Here is a 21,676-nt window from a genome sequence, read left to right as displayed (position 1 = left end):
TTACCCAATTGTAACGGAATGCATCTCCTTCGGCCAAGGGTATTTAAAAATTCTTGGTAGAAAAGGACAATCTCAATCAAACAAAAATGCCGGGAATTACCCGGCATCTCTGTTAATAGTCCATATCACAGCTCATCGAATCTGAGCCGATTGGTGCTCCGTCCGGAACCTTTAAGTTTTCCTGAGGTGTCAGTTCTACAGGAAGTTTCAAAAATGCATTGATCTTATCTGAAAGGTACATGGAATGTGCAGATAGAAGCGCATTTCCTTCTCTGTTTGTTAAGCCAGATGATCCGTTGGCCAGAGAGTTCAGATGGGATCTTGTGATAGCCCTTACTGAATTGGAAATTTCTGGGTTTTTGGCTACCAAAATCAGATGATCTACCAGTTTAGATTCTGTCATCATTTTGATTTCAGCCTTTAGTCCAGCAGGAAGTCCCTTGGAGAAAACCTGTTCTGAAACCTTGTTTAATACCTCATCTAATCCCGGAAGACTATTGTTTTGAAGGTTTTGCAGATAAACTCTATTGACTCTGCCTTCCTCAAATAGGAAGTTGAAGGTCATGTCTACTACGCTTTCTGCAGGGGCGATTGGATCAAAAACAGGCCCGGTTCTAGAGACAAAGGTTTCTCTGTTTTTTCCATATCCATAGGGTCTGGGCGGGATCAAGTCCAAGATATGTTGCGGTACCTCCAATTGATTAGGGGAAATGGCATAAAGCAAAGCATTGAGGGCCTCATTTTGATCTTTGGCCGAAATGGCACTTTGTCGGGGCTGATTGTCACCTTTTATCTTATAGGTATAATCCAGTCCACCTATAAGTTTACTGGTAGCCTCAATCTGATAGCGGTGCATCAGATAAAGCGGCACCAAAACCTCTTCCAACAAAGCTTCCGGTTCACCTTCACGGATAGCATTTAATCCAAAGGTTTTGAGTCTGTTTGATCTGAGCTGCAGCATTCTCATCAATTCAGAGGAAGCGGAGGCCCCATTGTCCCAAAGGTGAGAGCGTGGATGTACTCCGCTTGGATTTCTTGAATCTGAATCTGTAATGAATTCATACCCGGCAGCATAGGTTTTCAATAAAGTCTGCTGGGTGAACTCTACTTCACTTTGACCGGAGGCAGGTGTTCCATAGCCATAGGTTATTGCCCACTTATCCCATTCTCCAATTTTGTCATCGTAGGCAGCACTTAAATCCAATTCTCCTTTGGAATTTTCGGTGATGAGGGGATAAGGATAGTCCATCACAGATGAACGATTGTTTGCAGAAGTAGCATAACTATGAGCTAGACCAATGGTATGACCAATTTCATGAGCAGAAAGCTGTCTCAATCTAGCCAATGCCAATTCCAATTGCTTGGGGTCAGCAGGTTTTCCTTCCTCAAAAGGCTGCAATAGCCCCTGAGCAATCAGATAATCCTGTCTGACTCTCAGGGAACCCAAAGAAACCTGTCCTTTAATGATTTCACCTGTTCTTGGGTCTCTGATACTGCTGCCATAAGACCATCCTCTGGTAGAGCGGTGAACCCATTGGATCACGTTATATCGCACATCCATCAAGTCCATTCCTTCTGGAGCCAATTCCACCCGGAAGGCATTTTTGAAACCAGCGGCTTCAAAAGCCTGTGCCCACCAATTTCCCCCTTCTATAAGGGCTGAGGCAACCGGCTCAGGAGTACCACGATCCAAATAATAGACAATGGGTTCTACTACTTCAGAAACAGCAGCATCGGGGTTCTTTTTTTCCAGTCGATGACGAGAGATAAAGCGCTTGACTATAGGCTCCGAAATTGGAGTGGTGAAGTCCATGTAGCTGATCGAGAAAAATCCTCCTCTTGGATCAAACTCTCGTGGTTGATAATTGTCGTCCGGAAGCTCAATGAAGGAATGGCGCATCCGTACGGTAACTGCATCTGGGGTAGGGGTTACTGAACGTATATATCCTCCTGTTGCATTACCGGTCAAAGTAATTGTGGCTTCAACCTCCGTGTTTTTCGGGAAATTTTTCGTGGTTGGATAGTAAAGCCCTGAGCGGCTAGCATCGGTTCTATAGGTGCCCTGTCTGCCTTGACTGAGTCTCTGAGCAACTCCATGCGCATCTTGCATGTAAAAGTTGGTTGCATCAACAATGAGTTTATCCCCATTTTTTTGAACGATTTCAAAACCCCAAAGAACGGATTCAGCAAAAGCATCCTGAATGGACTTGACCTCGTAGGGATTTTCTGAATAAGCCCGGAAATCATAATTTTTATGAACAAGAAATACTTTGTTTCCAGTTTTTCTGAATTCCACAATTCGGGTATCGCCCAATTGGCCTCGGTCCAGTCCAATGTCATTGGATCCAACCCCAGCTGTGAGTGAATTGACATACAGGAATTCGAAATCCAGTTTATCGATTTCAAGATAAATTTTCCCTTTTTCCTCATCGAGGTAAAATGGAACAAATCCTTCTTTTTTGCTGAGCTTGCTCAAGTCCAAGTTTTGGGCAGTAGCTATCCCCAAAGTAAGAAGGAAAAGGAAGGTGGTTTGTAGTATTTTTTTCATAGAGGTTTCTTTGCACTCAAATTATTAAAAAAGAGAATTATTTTGGGACCATTGATGGAATTTTACCGGTTTAGGAAATATCGGATCAGAAAAGTGGTTTCGGTTATTCCTGTTCCTTCTATGGTTTGAAGACCAGTTCCAATACTTTCTCTGTCGGTATAACTGGTTTTGGCAAATCTTAGGTAGGCGGTGATTTTTGGGTTCAAATCAAACTCTCCAAGTAGGTAATACCGCTGCCCTTGGCCACTGAAAGCAGGAATGGAAAAAGTCCATAGAACATTGTTTTCGAAGGCATAGATTCTGGTATCGTAATTATCCGTATCAAACAAGGCAAACCGACCCGTGATTTTCCATCGCTCTTTTTTAAAGTTTAAGTCTTGCAACACCATAAATCCTCTAGTTATGGCGAACTGATCATTCACTCGGCTAAATAAAATCCGGGATCTCCAGAACAGGTTTTTATAGATGTTGTATTCTAGACTTATTAACCCGTTCAGTTTTTTAAGAGTTGTGACACGATAGGGTAAAGACGGCTCTCCACTGTCCGAAAGATTTCTGTCTTTTTGTTCCTCCCGAATTTGAATAAACGCTCTCAGGTCTTTTCTCGGAGAAAAGGCCAGGCGTAAGAGCATCTCATGTCCTGAAGAAGGTGCGTATAATCTATATTTTAGCCAGGGGAATCTGAAAAAGTCAAAGTAACCATTTACTTTCCATTGTTTTGCAGGTCTGATTTCAAGCCCAAGATAGGTTCCCTGTTCGTTGATTGGGCGAGTTCCCTCAGAGAAGGAATTGCCATAGAAGCTGTGAAAATCACGATCATATTTCCTCCAGAGAAGTGAAAAATCAATTTTTGGATTGAGGCTGCTGATGAAACCGAAAACACTTCCCATTCCTCCGGATTTGGAAATACCTGATTCTCCGAAAAACAAAAAATTCTTCCAACTGAAATTAGAATAAATGCTTCCAATTTGATTGATCTGACCAGCAAATTCAAAATGATTGTAAGGTCTGGGATCTCTGATCCATGACCTGTCAAATTTGGTCATCAAATAATTGATTCCTGAGTTGAATTTCCCTGATCTGTGAAGATATTGGATATTTGTGCCCAAATTATATTCCCTAAACTGTCTTTTGGTGGAGATTTCGCTGGGAGTTCGATGGAGACCACTTTGGTTGAAAGAATTGATATGATTGAATTCATTTTCCAGTGAGTCCAAGGAAACTGATCCTCTGCCATCTCTGGAGGTATTGGAAGCGATGAGGCTAAAAAGCCAATTTTTATGGGAGTAGGTAGTACCTATTCCACGAAAAAAACCAAATTCCATTGAGGCGGTATAGGGGATAATTCCATTCGTATTTCTTTTGACAATGGGTACAGTTTCGGCACCTTTTCCAAGAGAATATCCAGCTCCAAAAACCAATCCCTGTCCAAATGAAGCTTGAAAATCACCTATGGAAATTGTTTTCCACTTCCCGACTTCATATCGGGTAAAATGATAAGATAGAAAGTTGAAGCCAAATCGGGCTGTTTTTCTGTCCCAAATAAATTGTTCTCCAGCATCTTTATCCATTGTAAATCCAATACTGAAATCTCTGGAATGTTGAACTCTGAATCTCAGATAAAGGTCGTTTGGATCTCCCAGGTACCGAGTGGATAATGTTCCGTTTCTACTGGTATCAGGTGGAAGAAAGCCCCTTCGGTTTTCCCAGACCTTTCTGTGCCGAAAAAGAAAATAGGACTGTTCTTCACTTTTAAGCCTTTCAATAAACCTTTTCGTTTTTTGGGGACTTGATTCAATAATTACAAAGGGGAGAAGTTTTTCAATAGTTTCCAGATCAAATCCTGGAATAGCCTGAAGTTCATAAAGGGAAATCAACGGCCCGTTTACTTGCCTGTATTGGATAAGGTTGTTGATTTGGGTTGGACTCAGAAGGTAGGTGCTTTGTAGGGTTTCGCTATCTGCAAAGTTGATATTGATTGGATTTAAATACAGTTGGAGAAGCATTTCATAAACAGATTCATAGTCCATTTCTTCGTCCTGTATCGGGAAAAGGCGCTCGATCAATTCTTCCTGATTGATTTCGGGAATAGGGGGGCTCTGAGCCATGACCCAGGAAAGGATGAAAAAGAACCAAAGGCTACCTAGGAGTTTTAGTTTTCCTTCCATTTTATTCCAAGACTCAAGTGATGCGATGTTCCTAGTGCGGCATTTTGCCCATAGGCATAGTGAATCGTAAATTTTCCGGGTAATAAACCCAGACCAAAAAACAATCTTCCCGGATTGCTATTGAATCCAGTTCGCAGTTGAATCCAATCCTGAAGTTGGTATTCCAGACCGAACTTTAGGATGGGTTGGATAGAAATGTCTTTCTCAAGTTCAGTGAATAAACTTAGGTTTTCACCGGGACGGTAATGTACTCCCATCTGTATGGCTGTAGGTAGACGATAAGAGCTTTCTGGACTTATTTTTCCCCGATTGATATTTGAAAAATGTGCTCCAATCCATAAATCCGGACTTAATTCAGCGACTCCTCCTAAACTAAATAAGAGAGTGCCGGCACTTCCGAAGCCTTCTTGCTGGGTTTGGTACCAATCTAGTTTGGCTCCAAAACTCACAATTCCCAATTGGTTGGAAAATCCCAACCCAAAGGATTGCTGGTTGAATAGTTTTCCTCCAAACCTTGAAACTCCAATTCCAATCGTTCCGAGTTGATTTTTGAAGGCAAGTGTTAAATCAAGAGTGGATAGTTCCTTTAATCCGTAGCGTTGGTCAATGCCCAATCCAATTTCGGATTGTTCGATTCGGTCCAAAGCACCAATATTGTTGAAAACAGCCCAAGTGTCCCAAATATGGGTTTTGATATTTCCCAGTCCCTGACTTCTAGCTCCATGAGCCTGGGTCAGTGGATCAAGTTGAGCAAAGCTCTGAACAGATAGTCCAAAAAGCAGGAAGGAAAAAATAAAAGCCCGCATGAGTTTTTAGAAAAAGTGAAAACATAAGTTAGTTAAAACTTTTGTAAAAACTGAAATTCAGGAAGTTAAAGTTTTAAGGGATTAGAAAGGAGCCTTTATGTTGAAAAAGAAATTGGCTCCGCGGTTATTATTGATAGAATATTCAAAGCGAAACACGGCATCATAAATCCATACCATATCTAATCCCACACCATATCCAAAAAGGTATTTATTTGCTAGTAAGGCATTCTCCGGAATTTGATTCCTGTCTTTGACATACCCGTGGTCAAAATTGGCACTGAGATAAAGTCTAAGTGGAATGGTATTAAATTGGTCCAATGCAATGGTGTTGGAAATATCGAATTTCCAGTCTATAAACTTCCAGCGAAGGCTGTTTTTATGTACATAAAGTTGCTGTCCTTCAATTACATTTAATTCATAGCCTCTAATAAAATTGGGGGTATAGCCAATACCACGGACAAGGGTATAAGGTTGGTTTGGACTCAAAAACCAGTTGGCGGTCAAGCCTGTAGCAAAATGAAAACTGTCAGAAAGTTTGAGGTACCGGTTGGCAGTAAGGTTTACCTCCACTTCATCCATATTCTCTACTGAAAAGACTCCATATTTTGTGGCAGTAAGTTGTAAAAGCTCGCCGTCGGTCGCATAGGAATTATTATCTCTCTTGTCATGTCTAAAGGAATACGATAAGAACATGTATTTGAGACTATTCCCATCATGCTGAAAATAGGAGGGGTTTTGTAGTAAGACATCCTGATTTATCCAGGTGTAATTGTAGCCCAATGTGAAAAAATGAAAGTTGTAGAATGTCCTCCTGAAGGTATACCTCAAGGCTAAGGACATGTTTCTTCTTAATACTTCCTCATTTTCATTGGTGTAGAAAACCTGACGGTTAAACTCAGATTTGAGTGGTATGGTCTTATTTTCATAGAAAGTAACCTGAGCAGCAAGCCCATGTTTTTGCTTTTTGTCTATGTAAGGTTTGCTGTATTGAAAATCCAAGGCTCTGGTAAAACCCAATTGGCCTGAAAACCGAAGCTTTTCATTTCTTCCTGCGACATTTCCATGACTGAGGCGCATTCCAAAGTTGACTCTGGAAAAATCCCTGTTTTGGTTGGTCCACCATTCCGAAAAGTTTCGATCGGCAAGCTGGAAAATAAGGGAAGGCACTACATACCATCGCTCCTTAACTGAAATCAGAATTTCTACTTCCTGTGGACCGGTAAAAAGTGGTGTGACTTCTACTGAAGTAAATAGCCGTAGATTATATATTTTCTTTTGGTCTGCTTCTAAGATTTCTAAAAATAGCTCCCATGGATAATAATAATTGGTTGCGAAATCAAGCTCTCTTAGAATTACGTTTTTCTGGGTTTTCTGATTTCCAATAATATAGATGTTGTTGACCTTGATACTGTCGGGAAATCCCTCCTGAAAAGAGGAGAAGTCATTTTCCTGTGCCAGACCAGGAGTGATTATTCCCAATGTTAGGAATAGAATAGTAAACGCTATATGTAAACTTTTTTTGGTCAATTGGAATCTGTATGTAGTACTTTTGGTTAACCGATTGGAGCCCCCGCAATAATGAATCAAATGTTCAAAAACTTGATTAGAAAAATTTTCATTTTCCCTGTATTGGTTTACCAGTATACCATTTCTCCATTATTTCCAGCCAGTTGCCGTTTTACTCCCACATGCAGCCAATATATGAAAGAGGCGATCTTAAAACATGGTCCGCTCAAAGGAGGGATTTTGGGATTTAAAAGGATTGGCCGCTGTCATCCTTGGGGTGGGCATGGTCATGATCCTGTCCCTTAGTTGTTTTTCGGCTTCAGTCCGTTTTTCAGTGCTCTAATCGTTAGTATTACACCCGTTATTACTAACGGTATGCTGAGGAGTTGCCCCATGTTAAACTGCATAGAGTCCTCAAAAGATACTTGATTTTCTTTAAGAAATTCCCAAACAAATCTCATCCCAAAAACAGAAATAAGGAAAAGGCCTAAAAGGAGTCCTTCCGGTACTTGTTCCTTGTATTTGGCCCAGATTCCGAGCAAAATCAGGAAAATCACAAAATAGGAGATAGACTCATAGATTTGAGTTGGATGTTTGGCTTTTCCGAAGGTCCTGATAGTTGCTAAATATCCATTTTTATTTTCAGTCAAAGTCAGGTCCAGCGGAGTTTCAATTGGTTCTGCCAGGTACTCTTTTGAGGAGTTGAATTGGGTCAAAGCATATTTGACATCTCCTCTTAAAGTAGCCTCCAGATCCTCTTTGCTGAAATTTCCTTTATTGATTTCTAACGCTATGTTCAGTGGGACGATTCCGTTTCCCTGCAGTTCATTCGTCCTGTCCTCTGGTTTATAGGCATCGATGGATTCTACAGGAACTCGCAAGGATTGAAGGATTTCTTCTATATCTCTTGCAAATACAAATCCATAATCTGAGTGAGTTTCCTTTCCCCCAATTTCGGAATTCATCAGATTGCCAAATCGGATCAATGCTCCGGTCATTGCTGTGACGATTACAATTCTATCGACAACCCAAAGGTAACTTTGTCCTGGGGTTCGTTTGGAGTACAACCAAAGTGCAAAAAGGATGGCAATGGCGGCTCCATGGGAAGCAAGTCCACCTTCCCATACTTTCAGGATATCAATTGGATTGCTTAGGTATTTTTCAGGCTCATAAAATAAAACATGTCCCAACCTGGCTCCAATGATGGTGGCCAAAACCATATAAATAGTCAGCTTGTCCACCAATGCTTCATTTTGACCTTCTTTTCTAAAAAAATATACCATGAATTGCTGAGAGATGATAAAGCCTAAAGCAAACATAAGGCTGTACCAGCGGAGCCTGTCAAAACCTGCAAAAACTGCGGGATTAGGATCCCAAACTACATAGTCCAAAATAAATGATAGCATGCTGTTATTTTCAGAGTTGATCTAATTGTTCTAGTTCTTCGGTATAGCCACCGGAGAGAATCGGGAATCTATACCATGTTTTGGGGTCAATATTGAATTGATCCAGATGGAAAGATGGGGCAAGCCTTTCTCTTTTCCATTGATTGCGAGACCAAAGTTGGAAGAATTTTTTAATATAAGCTTTCAACTGATTTGGGTCAATTTCCAATTCTTCTTTCAAAATCAAAAATACGTCCATAGGTGAACGGCGATCCCGAATGGCAAGTTTTTCGATTTCCACAATCAATGAGTAAGGCATTAAGTCCTTTTCATCAGTCTGGGAACGTTCAATAGGCCTCAGTTCCGCACTGGGTTGCAGGGAATTGACTAAAGCCAATCCGGGTCTATCTAGGTTTTGCTCTGCCCATTGTAACCAGTGAAGGATAAAAGATTTATCCACTGCGGCGATAGGAGAAATGCTTCCACTCGTGTCACCATCCATAGTTGCGTAGCCTACATCTCCTTCGCTGCGGTTGGAAGTGGAAAGCAACAGGGAATGATTGATATTTGCCAACATCCAAATAATTGGAGAGCGACTTCTTGCCTGAATATTCTGGAGCGTGATGTCGTCCTTTTCCCAGGTAAGCTTTCTTCCGATTGCCTGTTCTATTTTTCCAATGTAAGAGTTGACCTCCTCATCAATGGTCCAATAATGGAATTTGGCACCAAGGCTTTCTGCGAGGCTTTTGGCACTGTTATAAGTGTCTTCGGATGAATTTTTTGTTCCTTGGTAGGCGGTGGTCAGGATTTCTCCAACGATTTCCTTTTCTGGATCATCTGATTGTGGAGTGAAGTCTTTTCCCAGTTTTTTCAAAAATCTCTCAAGCCCCAGTTCGGAAGTCCCTCTTCTGACCAATTCAGCTACTAAAACCGCAATTGTGGATGAATCCGCACCGCCGGATAGGGAAAGCACAAAGCCTTTGCTTCGGCTTTTTCTCAAATAATCAAAAAGGCCAAGGGATGTAGCCTGAACAAATTCCCATTCTTTTTCATGTATCGGCGCAATTGCTTGTTCTTTTGGTTCCAAATCAAAAGAAACTACCTGATAATCCTCATAAGAAAGCAACTGATTTCGGGCCAGCAACTTTCCGGATTTCGTCAGCAATATCTCCCCGTCAAAAATCATCCTGCCGCTTTCATTGCCCAACAGGTTGGTATAGCAATAATAGCAGTCAAAAATTTTGGAGCTATTGACCATTAGATCCAGTCTTTCTTTTGTCTTTCCCATTGCAAAATGACTGGCACTGGGGTTGAAGACCAAATCTACTTTTCGTTGATGAAGTCGGTAACCCGGTCGGTCTTTGCCTCTCCAAGCATCTTCACAAATTTCAAATCCGTAATGAATATCCTTATGATAAAATGTAAGATCTCCCATTGGTACTTTTTCCCCAAAGAAATCAAATTCAATGACCTCATTCGCTTTCCAGGGAGTGAACCAGCGAAATTCATAATGGACTCCATCTATGGCCATATATTGCTTGGCAACAATTCCATTCAAAACCCCATTTTCAATGATGGCCATGGTATTGTAAACCTTGTCTTCTATCCGAACCGGCAGTCCTATAGCAACGGTGATGTCGGTGCAGATGGATATTACTTTTCTGAGTTGTTCGAGAGCCTTTTTGGGATACCAATAACTTAAAAATAGGTCCTCGGAACCATAGCCGGTAATGGTAAGTTCAGGGAAACAAAGAAGTTCAACGCCTTCTTTTTTCGCTGAAATGATGCAATTCTCTATCCTTTTTAAATTTCCAGACCAATCCAGTGGTGTCTGATTGACGGTGGCTCCAGCGATTTTAATTGCGGGCATGGCTTTACAAAATTAGGGTAGATAAATCAAATGTTGATTTGAAGGGCCTCGTAGGCAATTTTGGAAGCATCTTGTTCGGCTTTTTTCTTGGTTCCTCCTTTTCCTTGTGCCACCTCTACGGAATCCACCTCAAGGGCTACTACAAATTCCTTGAATCGCTGATTTCCATGTACTTTCAATACCTTGAATTCCACCTGTTTGTTTTCTTTTTGAGACCACTCTATGATCTTACTTTTAAAGTTAGTGGTGGTGGCAATCATTCCCTCTAGATCAAAGTGGAGTAAGATTCTGTGGAGGATAAATTTTTTGGTAAAGGTATAACCTTTGTCAAGATACATTGCTCCCAAAAACGCCTCCAAGATATCCCCATAGAGGGATTTATTGGCAGTGAAACTGCGGTTTCCTATTTCCTGTTCCAGAATCTTTTTTAAGCCTATTTTTTTACCGGTTTCGTTCAGACTTTCTCTGTTGACCAGTTTGGATCGGGTTTCTGTCAAGAAACCTTCATCTCTAAAGGGATATTTTTGGAAAAGGTATTCAGCAATGACTGAACCGAGAATTGCATCACCCAAAAACTCAAGCCTTTCGTTTGAAATTCGGAAACCCTGTGAGGTTTCTTCTCCAAGTCCTGCAGGGGTCAGTGCGAGTCTATACAGAGAAATGTTAAAAGGCCTGCTGCCTATCATCAATTTGATGGAGGCAGCAAGCCTTTTTTCATTTTTACTTAGAAAGAGAAAATGTAATCCGAGTCTTTGAAAGAGTTTCAAAACCCTAATTAGTTATATTTTTTGAAGATGACTGAGCAGTTGTGCCCGCCAAATCCAAAGGTATTACTCAGCGCGTAATTGATCTCTCTTTCCTGCGCCTTATTGAAAGTCAAATTCAATCTTGGATCAAAAGCTTCATCATCAGTGAAGTGATTGATCGTAGGAGGAACGATTCCATGCTTTATAGCAAGAATAGAAGCAATAGCTTCAACTGCCCCGGCAGCACCCAAAAGGTGTCCGGTCATTGATTTGGTACTGCTGATATTCATTTTAAAAGCATGTTCCCCAAATACTTTTTGAATAGCTTTAGTTTCACTAACATCGCCCAGTGGAGTAGAAGTCCCGTGGACATTGATGTAATCGATAGCCTCAGGCTGTAGCCCTGCATCTTCCAGTGCAAATTTCATTACACTGCTGGCCCCTAATCCTTCTGGATGTGGAGCAGTGATGTGGTTTGCATCAGCGGACATACCTCCTCCCACGAGCTCGGCATAAATCTTTGCTCCTCGGGCTTTGGCGTGTTCATATTCCTCAAGTATTAGCGCTCCTGCACCTTCTCCCAATACAAAACCGTCACGGTCTTTGTCAAAAGGTCTGGATGCCGTCTCTGGAGATTCATTTCTTTGAGACAAAGCTTTCATTGCATTAAATCCACCGATCCCGGCTTCAGTTACAGCTGCTTCAGATCCTCCGCTGATAAAGATATCAGCCTTACCTAAACGGATGTAATTAAAGGCGTCAATTAGGGCATTTGTAGCGGAAGCACAAGCTGAAACCGTACAAAAATTAGGACCTCGAAATCCATATTTGATAGAAATGAACCCTGCACTAATATCCGCAATCATTTTGGGGATAAAGAAGGGGTTGAACCTTGGGGTTCCATCACCTCTTGCAAAGTCAGTGACTTCATCCTGGAAAGTTCTCAAGCCTCCGATGCCGGATCCCCAAATAACACCTGCACGGGATTTATCGATTTTTTCAAGATCCAAACCAGAATCTGCCATTGCCTCATCAGCTGAGATCATGGCATATTGAGTGAAAGGATCCATCTTTCTGGCTTCTTTTCTGTCAATAAATTGCTCTACATCAAGATTTTTTAATTCACAAGCAAATTGTGTCTTAAAAAGTGAAGCATCGAATTTGGTAATAGGCGCAGCGCCACTTACACCCGCTACCAATCCTCTCCAGAATTCATCTGCAGTATTGCCAATGGGTGTAAGCGCACCAATACCTGTTACAACAACTCGTTTTAAATTCATAGAATGAATTTAGGGTTATTATTTTACGTTAGCCTCAAGGTAGGTAACTGCTTGTCCTACCGTGCCGATTTGCTCAGCCTGATCATCTGGAATAGAGATATTGAATTCTTTTTCGAATTCCATAATCAACTCTACGGTATCCAAAGAGTCAGCTCCAAGGTCATTGGTGAAGCTAGCTTCCATAGTTACTTCAGACTCTTCTACGCCCAGTTTGTCAACAATGATGGCTTTTACTTTTTGTGCAATTTCAGACATTTTGTGATCAGTTTAGTTAATAACACTCCGCAAAGAAATATATTTAATACTTAATAGGCAAAGAAAAGATTCAAGTAAATTTTAATAGTGTGAACTCTTTCTATTGGTTGAATTTTAATTCCTAACTTTGACTTGCTCCATTTTCTTCCTGCATGAAGAAGGTAAAATTAGAAATTGAACATACTTACGATTTTGAAATTCTAGGCCTAGTGTCCCCAGTGAAGGACTACAAAATGGCCTGGTTGATTAATCGTGAATTGCAAATGGACATGGTGAAATGGTCTGATCTGGAAATAGAGTTTCTTTCAGGCCCTAATCTGAAAATTAGTCAATTTTTCCTTTCTTTACCGCATGGTTTCGTGCAGTTGCTTAAAAACAAAGCTGTCAATTCGAATCATCAAGTTTCCTATTTAATTCCTGAACTCAGGACCGTGGATTATTTTCTTTTGGTTCAGGATGAAACTTGTGAAGTCAGCTTGACTAACTTTGTTTCTAAGTTGTCCGAGAACCCGTTTATTCAAAGTGTGATGAAACTCGATGTTCAAAAACTTAAATCAAAAGAAAACCTATTAACTTATTAATTAATGAGTCATTTTAACAAAACCAAAATATTAGCAACAATAGGCCCCGCTTCCAATAAATATGATGTAATAAAAAGTTTGGCAGCTGCCGGAGCAAATGTTTTCAGATTGAACTTTTCCCATGGAACCCATGAGGTTCACAAGGAAGTGATCCAGATTATCCGTCAGATCAATGAAGAAATGGGACTCAATTTGGGTATACTTCAGGACTTGCAAGGTCCAAAGATCCGGGTAGGAGAGGTTGAAAATAATGGAGTTGAAATAAAACCTGGTGACCCTATTACAATTACCAATGATCCTGTAGTCGGCACAAGCAATCTTGTAAGTACGGTTTATCAGAATCTACCAAATGATGTAATCCCTGGGGATAGAATCCTTATTGATGATGGAAACTTGGAGTTGGTTGTGAATGACACGGATGGAAAAAATGTAAACTGTACTGTAATACATGGGGGAATTCTTAAATCCAGAAAAGGAATCAACCTTCCCAATACGAAAGTAAGTGCACCTTCTCTTACTGAAAAAGACCTTGAAGATCTAGTGTTTGGTTTGGAGCAGGAGGTAGATTGGATTGCCCTTTCCTTTGTTCGTTCTGCAGATGATATTTTGGACCTTCGCCAGCGGATTGAAAAGGCCGGTAAGGTTTGTAAAATCGTAGCCAAAATCGAAAAACCGGAGGCACTTGAAAACATCGATGCCATCATAGAAGCAACAGATGCAATCATGGTAGCTAGAGGGGATTTGGGTGTGGAAGTTCCAATGGAAATCGTTCCACTTTGGCAAAAGAGAATGGTAGCTAAATGTAAATTGGCTTGTAAGCCTGTTATTATCGCTACTCAGATGATGGAAAGTATGATCGTCAATCCTAGACCAACAAGAGCGGAGACCAATGATGTGGCTAATGCGGTTTTGGACGGTGCAGATGCAGTGATGCTTTCTGCAGAGACGGCTTCCGGAAGCTATCCTGTGAATGCGGTGAAGGCCATGAGCAGTATTATTAGCTATTTGGAGCAGAATGCTGAGATCTATCACAACCTCTACAAAATAGATGAAAGTGATGAGACATTCTTGAGCAACAACCTCATCCTGATGGCAGCCAGACTTTCAAGAAATGTAAAAGCGAAAGCAATTGTAGGTATTACATCCTCTGGTTTTACTGGATTCAGGATCTCTTCTCACAGACCTTTAGCCAATATTTTCATCTTCACTCGTAACAAGTCTCTGATCACTCAGATGAGCTTGGTTTGGGGGGTTCGTGCTTATTACTATAATAACCGGGTTTCCACAGACGCTACTTTTGAGGATATTGAAAACACTCTAAAAAATGATGGACATGTAGTCACTGGAGATGTGATCATCAATACGGCAAGTATGCCTTTGAAAGAAAAGGGAAGAACCAATATGCTTAAAGTTCATTTGGTTAGCTAAACGCCAGTTAATCAAAATATAAAAGGCCCAATTTGGGCCTTTTTTTATTTCTCGAAGAGAAAAACTAATTTTTATCCAATGCCGTGTTTTCATCCGGACCTGCTGGACCCACCATGATTACACTTTCTCGATCAACCATAACGGATCCAGGTGCTGAGCCCTTGACTTTCCTTACATACTTTACTTCTGTATGGATAACAGGTGCTAAATGTTCCGTTTTGTATTTGGAATAAAAGGCTGCCAGAGAGGCCGCTCTTTCTAAAACCCTCGGAGGAACAGTTTTATGCCCCTTGGTTTTGATGATTACATGAGAGCCAGGGACTTGGCGTGCATGGAGCCAAATATCATCCTTATGTGCAAAATTACGGAGCATTTCATCATTGTCTTTGGCAGATTTCCCTACCCAAATTTGGAAACCATCAAATTCAAAATTTTTGAAAGGAAGTCCCGATACTTCTCGTTGAATGCTTTTGTCCTGTTTGTGCTCCTTTTGGAAACGTTTTAACTGTCTAAAGTCTGAAAGGCTTTCCAGTTCTTCCAAAACCGTTTCCAGCTCTTTAATCTGTCCAAGTTTGGCGTGGATGGTTTTTTCGATTTGATCCAGTTCCAGTTGCCGGTTTTTGTTTTTACGGTACAACTGGCTTGCATAATCCTGGGCTTTTTGATTCGGTTTAAGTTTAATCTGTACTTGCTGGTTGGTATAAAAGTCAAATAGCTCCACCTCTTGGGATTTTGGTCCAAATAGATGCAAGTTGGCCATGATCACATCGGCTAACTGGGAAGGAGGAGCCGAGTTTTTTAGGTCCTCAAGTTTTTGGCTCGCCTTATCTACGTAATTTTTATTTCTTTTCAGTTGATCCCCATAGCGTTTGATCAGGTCTCTTTTTTCTTTTTCAAAGTTTCCCTGAACCAGAGCCTTAAAGAAAAGTGTGTTAAGGGCTTGTATAGGGTCAGAAAAAGTCTGAATTGCTCCATCTTCTGGCAATAAACTGAGGTGGACCTCATCGTTTTTTTCTACCAAGGAAAATAGAGGAGTATCCAGAATGTCCAAAAGTTCCTGCATGAGAGCCCATTTTTTCTCAAATTCTGCAGTAGGATATTCCTTTTCCTTTAGCCAATTTCTGGGAATACTTCCTAATGTTGGGAGAAATTTTGAAGCATTGCCTTCCAATTCTCGAAACCTGTCCTTATCAAGAGTCAGGTTATGAATCAGACTTTTCCAATCCAATTCTTTATCCTCAGAAATCTCATTTCTAAATAATCGGGAAGGACTGCTTGCCCCATTTTGGTAAAGCAGGATATTACTTCGGTTTCCATGAAGCTTCAACAGCAGGATTGCTCCAGAGTTGAGCTCAAAATAAAATGCCCGCTCGAACGGAATGACTTTGCAGCCAATGATTACATCCCCGATTAATTCCGGAAAAAGATCAATACTGTTCCTTTTTGCTCTTTTGAAATTCTCAGGGAAACTATAATAAACCTGTGGGGGAAGGAAATGCGCTCTGATAAAGAGGCTGTCTTCTCCCAGTTCCGTTTGGATGATTAACTCGTCTTTGCTCTGAGAAAAGCAGGCGGAAATTTTTCTTCCACAAAAAGCTTGATCGAGTACTGGACAAAGATACCGTAGAAAATGATAATTGAGATGCATTAAGGCAAAGATAGCTGAAGGCCATCATGTGCAAGGAATATTCCTTCAGGAAGTTCTTTTTCTACCTCACTATGCAATCCCAATTTGTGTGAAATGTGCGTGAAATAAGTTTTTTTTCCCCCCAAGACCTCAGCCATTTCTATGGCTTCTTCCAAAGTGAAATGTGAAATATGGGAAGTTCTCTGAAGGGCATTAAGGACGACAATTTCCGAGCCTCTAACCAAGTCTATTGAGGACTCCGGAATATGGTTTGCATCCGTGATATAGGTGAAATCACCAATTCTAAACCCCAAGACGGGAAGTTTGTAATGTACTACCGGGATAGGAGTAATTGTAATTCCCTCAAAAGTAAAAGGCTCTTCATCAATAAGGATGGTTTCCACTTGGGGAACTCCCGGGTATTTCTTGCTTGAAAAAATATAGGAAAACTCCCTTCGTATTTGGTCCAAAACCTGTTCTCTTCCGAAAATGGGGATATCCATTTGCTGTGAAAAGTTGAAGGGACGAATATCATCCAAACCAGCCGTATGGTCTTTGTGCTCGTGTGTAAACAAAACTGCATCAAGACGCTTGATGTCTTGTCGGAGCATTTGGCTGCGAAAATCTGGTCCTGTATCTACAACCAGACTTTTGCCATTTATCTCAAAATGAATTGAGGATCTGAATCTTTTGTCTCTGAAATCCAGTGATTTACAAACTTCGCAGGCACATCCAATGACAGGCACTCCCTGGGAGGTTCCGGTACCTAGAAATGTTACTTTCAAAACTTCAATTGGGTTTGTCTCAACTCGTTGAGGAAGTCCTGATTTGATTTATCTTTGAAATCAGCAGGGTTCAAGTTTAACTCACCGAGTATATCTATCAGAACGTTGATTTTTCCTTCCAAAGGGAAATATTTATTGACGATGACGATTTTGGTGTCTTTTAATACACAATAGCCGGATTTGAAATTTCCCTTCTCATAGCGAAGCATGTAATCAGAGCCTGCAAAGAGATTTTCAAGTTTATCCAAAAAGTGCTTGGTGTATTTTACGGCCATATTAACTCAGGAATTTTTTTACGGTGGCTAAGACTTTGTCGTAATCCAGTGGCTTTTGAATAAAATCGTCAAAGCCTGCTTTTCTGAATTCATCCATGGTCATATTGAGAATATTCCCTGAAATGGCAATGATGGGTATTTTTGATTTCTTCTCATCTTTCATTTCCCGTATAGCTTTGGTACAGGCTATACCGTCCAATACAGGCATGCTTATATCCATCAAGATCAGATCAAAATCCTCATTTGCCAGCTTGTCCAGGACTTGTTGTCCATTTCGGGCAGCAGTCATTTTGTAATTTTCGAATGCAAGTACATTCTTTGTCAGGTTTATGATGATGGAGCTATCTTCTCCAACCAGTATTTTTTTGCTATTGCTCATGATTCAAAAATAGCCTCTTCCTTTATAAATTGATTAAATGATTGTATTTCAAATTGAAGCTCTTCCAGACTTTTCTTCAATCTATCTTTTTCTCCCGATCTGGCAAGAAGCTCGACCTTTTGGGCCTTCAAATAAACCCTGTTGATTCCTAAAGTTCCAGAGTTTCCTTTGATGGTATGGATTGAGGTCCGGACAAGTTCCAAATCCTCATTTTTAGCCGCGAGGATAGCCTTATTGCATAATTCTGTCGCCTCTAGGTTGAAATCGAGGAATATCTTCTTTATAGCCAAAGGATTATTGTACTTCATCAATTGGTTCAGTACTTTTTTGTCCAAAATCACTTCGGCTATTTCTTCTTCCTGAGGTTTTTCTTCTGATTTTCTTGTAGTGTCATTTCCCTCCAAATGCCCTCTCAACAATTCCAGGAACCCTCTTGGACGGATGGGCTTGGTAACGAAGCCGTCAAATCCCTCTTCCAGAAAGGTTTGCCGGTCGGATTCATCCGCAAAGGCGGTCACAGCAATGATGGGACAGGGTTTGAATTCCTTTTCCCTAATTTTTTTCATTGCGGAAATCCCGTCAAGCTGCGGCATCTGAATGTCCATCAGAATCAGGTCAAATTTACCTGTGCTTGCCATTTCAATCGCTTCCAGCCCATTGTGCGCACTTTCAAAAGTCCAAAGCTGACCGATCAGGTTTTCAAACAACTTCCTGTTTAGATCATTGTCGTCTACAATCAAGACTCTTTTGCTTTTCATTCCTTTACTTTGGATTTTTGAATTTCAGCTTAAGATATACGCCTTTGTCTAATTCTACTTATTTGATACTTGTTGTTGGGCCGACCGCCGTAGGTAAAACGGATTTGTGTTTAAATCTAGCCAAAAAATTCAATACAGAAATTGTCTCTTGCGATAGCAGGCAGTTTTATAGGGAATTGAATTTGGGAACCGCCAAGCCAAGCCCGAAAGAGTTGTCAGAAGTGCCTCATCATTTGATCAATAGTCTTTCCATTGAGGAGGACTATGATGTGAAAAAATTTGAAGAAGATGCATTGTTGATTTTGGATCATTTGTTCCAAAAGCATCAGGTTGTCATCATGACTGGTGGGTCGGGGCTTTTTGCGGATGCCATCACGAGGGGCTTTGATGAAATCCCTGATATTGATCCCGAGATTCGTTCCCAATTGATTCAAGAGTACGAACAGAAGGGATTGGAGTTTTTGCAGAAAGAAGTGCAGCGATTGGACCCAGAATACTACAGTCAGGTAGATGTTCAAAATCCACAAAGATTAATGAGAGCCTTGGAAGTTTACCGGGGTACGGGCATGCCTTTCAGCAGTTTTAGAAGAAAGACTATTGTCCAAAGACCTTTCAAGATCATCAAAGTAGGTTTGACTAGGGACAGGGAAGAATTATACCAAAGAATAGACCTGAGAATGGATCAAATGATTGAAGCAGGGCTGTTTGAGGAAGCTGCGCAGTTTTTTGACAAGAGAAATCTTAACGCTCTCCAAACAGTGGGATATCAGGAAATTTTTGGGTATTTGGAGGGGAAATATGATAAGAAAGAAGCCGATCGTCTCCTGAAAAGAAATTCCAGACGCTATGCCAAGCGACAGATGACCTGGTTTCGAAGAGACCAAGAAATCCAATGGTTCCATCCCAGTCAGGAAAAAGAAATTTTGGAATGGATTGAAAGTCAGATTGCCTGAAATCCACTGATTTTTGCCACCCAATTGTAAGGGGCTTTTTTGATCAGTTGGTTGTACTGGAGTCTATTGATTTTAAGCTCTCTGATTATTTTGAGGGCATCAGAGAGAAGTTTTTTCTCTGTTTTTTTCAACTTCAGTTTTTCAATTATGATTTCAGGGTCAGAAATCTCGCTTTCTTCAGTTTCCAATTCGGGAAGAAGATTCCTGAGTTGAGCATGTAGTTCTCCCTGCCTGTTCAGTTTTTTCTGAAGGGAGTTTTTCACCGTCAGAAAAAACAGGATGCAGGCAGCCGTTACAGTTACAAATACAGGGATATAGCCCATTTTATATGCTTAGAATTTCGATTAGTTTTAAATGATCCTTGATCAAAGGCTTGGTTTTTCCGATACAATCAGCAAAAGGCGTATAAACGACTTCTTGGTTCATTACACCGGCCATATGATATTGATGTCCCAACAAAAGTCCTTCCACTGCTGCCATTCCGCATCGGCTTGCCAATACACGGTCACGGGCTGTAGGATTTCCTCCTCTTTGAATATGACCTAGGGTTGTTACCTTGAATTCTTTGTGGGAATCTTTTATTTTTTCTTTGACCTTCTTCATGATGGTCTCCGCATTGCCTTCATCATCACCTTCAGCCACCACAATGATGGAGGAGGTTTTGGTTTTTCTAAGGTTTTTCAGGGATTTAACGACATTGTTGAGGTCCGTTTTTGTTTCAGGTACCATCACAAACTCAGCTCCGCCACCAATACCGGATTCTACCGCAATAAATCCTGCATCTCTTCCCATTACCTCAATAAAGAATATTCGGTCATGAGCGGCAGCTGTATCTCTGATTTTATCGATTGCTTCCAAAGCAGTATTGACCGCAGTATCAAACCCAATGGTATAATCGGTGCCATATAGATCGTTGTCTATTGTTCCGGGACAGCCAATGGTCGGGATTCCGAATTCCTCAAAGAAAACTTTTGCCCCGGTGAAAGTACCGTCTCCACCAATAGCAACGATACCTTCGATTCCAAGCTTAGTTAGATTGTCGTAGGCTTTTTTTCTGCCTTCGGGAGTTCGGAATTCCATAGATCTGGCGGACTTCAAAATAGTACCGCCGCGCTGAACGATATTACTCACCGAATGGGAGTGCATACGCTTGATGTCTCCATCAATCATTCCCTCATACCCACGGCTGATTCCGTATACTTCAAGTCCTTTATAGATGGCAGTTCGAACTACTGCCCGAATGCAGGCATTCATTCCCGGACTATCTCCTCCAGAAGTGAAAACAGCAATTTTTTTCATTTTCATAGGTTTTAAGCACCCAAAAATAGGGATTTAAGAAGGAATGCAGTAGTTTCTTGAATTATTAAACTGTAAAAAAAACCTCTTCTTCTAATTCAGATTGTTTGAAGATGTCAACCTGCTGAAAATCAAATGGAAAAAGTGAAATTACCCTTGGCCAATTTTGAAGTTTCTCAAATTGCGTTGGGCTGTATGTCTCTTTCAGGGGATAAAAGAAGCGATTTAAACATCATTGATGCAGCCATTGCTGGTGGAATTACAATGCTGGATACGGCTGATTTGTATCAGAATGGACTGAATGAAGAATCGGTTGGTTTTGCCATTCAATCCCGGCGAAAGGATTTGATCCTAGCTACCAAAGTGGGAAATCAAATAAGAGAAGATGGGAGCGGCTGGGACTGGAATCCCAGCAAAAAGTACATTTTGGAAGCAGTGGAGAAAAGTCTAAAAAGACTTCAAACGGATTACATTGATCTCTATCAATTGCATGGAGGTACCTTGGATGATCCATGGGAAGAGACTCTTGAAGCATTTGAACTGTTGAAAACTCAGGGTAAAATCCGGGCTTTTGGTATCTCTTCTATCCGTCCCAATGTGATCCGAAAAGTTATGGAAATGAATCCGCCAGTAACCTTTATGATGCAATACAACCCTTTGGATAGGCGACCAGAAGAAACGGTGTTTCCTGTACTGGAGCAATCCAAGACCCGGGTTTTGGTTAGAGGAGCTTTGGCAAAGGGAATGCTCATTAATAAACCTGAACGGCCTTATTTAAATTACAATGCTGAGAAAGTGGTTTCTTTTAGGAAGGAAATTCAGTCCCATGGATATTCTCCGGAGGCTGTTTTAATCCGTTTTGGTTTGGATCAAAAAGCGGTTGCTTCCTTGGTAATAGGAGCCAGCTCGGTACAACAAATCGAACAAATTTTTATAGCGTGGGAGGAAGGTTTTTCAATTTCACCTGAATTCATTTCTCAGTTAAGAAGAAAATTGCCCGCTAATAACTATCACGAACACCGCTAAAAAT

The 21,676-nt window shown here is 40.9% G+C and carries 21 protein-coding genes; 5 read left to right on the top strand and 16 right to left on the bottom strand.

All coding sequences use genetic code 11. From position 1 onward, the window contains the following. Nucleotides 1–112: 112 nt before the first annotated feature. The 4 genes from P2G54_RS09900 to P2G54_RS09885 all read right to left on the bottom strand — a co-directional run bounded on the left by P2G54_RS09900 (nt 113) and on the right by P2G54_RS09885 (nt 7,049). A complete protein-coding gene (locus P2G54_RS09900; RefSeq protein WP_275870635.1) occupies nt 113–2,548 on the bottom strand; it encodes a zinc-dependent metalloprotease in 2,436 nt (811 codons plus the stop codon). A gap of 62 nt (nt 2,549–2,610) precedes the next feature. Continuing rightward, nucleotides 2,611–4,656, bottom strand: a complete 2,046-nt coding sequence (locus P2G54_RS09895) for a helix-hairpin-helix domain-containing protein (RefSeq protein ID WP_275870633.1) — start codon at nt 4,654–4,656, stop codon at nt 2,611–2,613. Between the two features lie 44 nt (nt 4,657–4,700). Next, on the bottom strand, nt 4,701–5,522 hold the full coding sequence (locus P2G54_RS09890; RefSeq protein ID WP_275870631.1) for a hypothetical protein: 822 nt from the start codon (nt 5,520–5,522) through the stop codon (nt 4,701–4,703). An 81-nt stretch (nt 5,523–5,603) separates the two neighbouring features. Beyond that, nucleotides 5,604–7,049, bottom strand: a complete 1,446-nt coding sequence (locus P2G54_RS09885) for a BamA/TamA family outer membrane protein (RefSeq protein ID WP_275870629.1) — start codon at nt 7,047–7,049, stop codon at nt 5,604–5,606. 60 nt (nt 7,050–7,109) lie between these two features. Here P2G54_RS09885 and yidD point away from each other — a divergent pair, with 60 nt between their 5' ends. Further along, nucleotides 7,110–7,334, top strand: coding sequence for a membrane protein insertion efficiency factor YidD (gene yidD, locus P2G54_RS09880; protein WP_275870627.1), 225 nt, complete (start codon nt 7,110–7,112; stop codon nt 7,332–7,334). On the opposite strand, the gene P2G54_RS09875 is transcribed toward yidD, so the two are convergent. The 5 genes from P2G54_RS09875 to P2G54_RS09855 are packed head-to-tail and all read right to left on the bottom strand — an operon-like array spanning nt 7,331 to nt 12,564. Further along, nucleotides 7,331–8,434, bottom strand: coding sequence for a prolipoprotein diacylglyceryl transferase (locus tag P2G54_RS09875; protein ID WP_275870625.1), 1,104 nt, complete (start codon nt 8,432–8,434; stop codon nt 7,331–7,333). The two genes, yidD and P2G54_RS09875, sit on opposite strands and share 4 nt — an antisense overlap. Before the next feature lie 10 nt (nt 8,435–8,444). Then, on the bottom strand, nt 8,445–10,283 hold the full coding sequence (gene nadE / locus P2G54_RS09870; RefSeq protein WP_275870623.1) for an NAD(+) synthase: 1,839 nt from the start codon (nt 10,281–10,283) through the stop codon (nt 8,445–8,447). A gap of 26 nt (nt 10,284–10,309) precedes the next feature. Then, entirely contained in the window at nt 10,310–11,050 is a 741-nt protein-coding gene (rnc, locus tag P2G54_RS09865; protein ID WP_275870622.1) for a ribonuclease III, read from the bottom strand. Nucleotides 11,051–11,058: 8 nt separating this feature from the next. After that, nucleotides 11,059–12,309, bottom strand: a complete 1,251-nt coding sequence (gene fabF / locus P2G54_RS09860; protein WP_275870620.1) for a beta-ketoacyl-ACP synthase II — start codon at nt 12,307–12,309, stop codon at nt 11,059–11,061. An 18-nt stretch (nt 12,310–12,327) separates the two neighbouring features. Further along, a complete protein-coding gene (locus tag P2G54_RS09855) occupies nt 12,328–12,564 on the bottom strand; it encodes an acyl carrier protein (RefSeq protein WP_275870618.1) in 237 nt (78 codons plus the stop codon). A 152-nt stretch (nt 12,565–12,716) separates the two neighbouring features. On the opposite strand from P2G54_RS09855, the gene P2G54_RS09850 reads away from it, so the two are divergent. Continuing rightward, nucleotides 12,717–13,145 (top strand): IPExxxVDY family protein, encoded by a 429-nt coding sequence (locus tag P2G54_RS09850; protein WP_275870616.1) that lies wholly within the window; start codon nt 12,717–12,719, stop codon nt 13,143–13,145. Between the two features lie 3 nt (nt 13,146–13,148). Further along, nucleotides 13,149–14,573: a pyruvate kinase gene (pyk, locus tag P2G54_RS09845; RefSeq protein WP_275870615.1), complete on the top strand. Its 1,425-nt coding sequence runs from the start codon at nt 13,149–13,151 to the stop codon at nt 14,571–14,573. A gap of 64 nt (nt 14,574–14,637) precedes the next feature. Here pyk and P2G54_RS09840 read toward each other — a convergent pair whose 3' ends face one another. The 5 genes from P2G54_RS09840 to P2G54_RS09820 are packed head-to-tail and all read right to left on the bottom strand — an operon-like array spanning nt 14,638 to nt 18,397. Then, nucleotides 14,638–16,221 carry an NFACT RNA binding domain-containing protein gene (locus P2G54_RS09840; RefSeq protein WP_275870612.1) on the bottom strand — a complete coding sequence of 528 codons (1,584 nt, stop codon included), beginning with the start codon at nt 16,219–16,221 and terminating at the stop codon, nt 14,638–14,640. Then, complete coding sequence (locus tag P2G54_RS09835; protein ID WP_275870610.1) at nt 16,221–16,985, bottom strand: MBL fold metallo-hydrolase; 765 nt, start codon at nt 16,983–16,985, stop codon at nt 16,221–16,223. The genes P2G54_RS09840 and P2G54_RS09835 overlap by 1 nt, the downstream gene beginning before the upstream one ends. Further along, on the bottom strand, nt 16,982–17,260 hold the full coding sequence (locus P2G54_RS09830) for a hypothetical protein (protein WP_275870609.1): 279 nt from the start codon (nt 17,258–17,260) through the stop codon (nt 16,982–16,984). Before P2G54_RS09830 ends, P2G54_RS09835 begins: the two co-directional genes overlap by 4 nt. Nucleotide 17,261: 1 nt before the next feature. Continuing rightward, nucleotides 17,262–17,639: a response regulator gene (locus tag P2G54_RS09825; RefSeq protein ID WP_275870607.1), complete on the bottom strand. Its 378-nt coding sequence runs from the start codon at nt 17,637–17,639 to the stop codon at nt 17,262–17,264. After that, nucleotides 17,636–18,397 (bottom strand): hybrid sensor histidine kinase/response regulator, encoded by a 762-nt coding sequence (locus P2G54_RS09820; RefSeq protein WP_275870606.1) that lies wholly within the window; start codon nt 18,395–18,397, stop codon nt 17,636–17,638. Before P2G54_RS09820 ends, P2G54_RS09825 begins: the two co-directional genes overlap by 4 nt. Nucleotides 18,398–18,441: 44 nt before the next feature. Between P2G54_RS09820 and miaA the strand changes: the two genes are divergently transcribed. Further along, nucleotides 18,442–19,350, top strand: coding sequence for a tRNA (adenosine(37)-N6)-dimethylallyltransferase MiaA (gene miaA / locus P2G54_RS09815; RefSeq protein WP_275870604.1), 909 nt, complete (start codon nt 18,442–18,444; stop codon nt 19,348–19,350). On the opposite strand, the gene P2G54_RS09810 is transcribed toward miaA, so the two are convergent. Continuing rightward, entirely contained in the window at nt 19,338–19,673 is a 336-nt protein-coding gene (locus P2G54_RS09810) for a hypothetical protein (RefSeq protein ID WP_275870602.1), read from the bottom strand. The two genes, miaA and P2G54_RS09810, sit on opposite strands and share 13 nt — an antisense overlap. 1 nt (nt 19,674) lies before the next feature. After that, on the bottom strand, nt 19,675–20,649 hold the full coding sequence (gene pfkA, locus P2G54_RS09805) for a 6-phosphofructokinase (protein ID WP_275870600.1): 975 nt from the start codon (nt 20,647–20,649) through the stop codon (nt 19,675–19,677). A 132-nt stretch (nt 20,650–20,781) separates the two neighbouring features. On the opposite strand from pfkA, the gene P2G54_RS09800 reads away from it, so the two are divergent. Next, nucleotides 20,782–21,672, top strand: coding sequence for an aldo/keto reductase (locus P2G54_RS09800; protein ID WP_275870598.1), 891 nt, complete (start codon nt 20,782–20,784; stop codon nt 21,670–21,672). The last annotated feature ends 4 nt before the right edge of the window (nt 21,673–21,676 follow it).

This window comes from Algoriphagus sp. CAU 1675 (genome assembly GCF_029222925.1).
In the GTDB taxonomy this organism is placed as follows: domain Bacteria; phylum Bacteroidota; class Bacteroidia; order Cytophagales; family Cyclobacteriaceae; genus Algoriphagus.
Note: the sequence above shows the minus strand (reverse complement) of the source record. Positions and strands in the feature narration are given on the sequence as shown.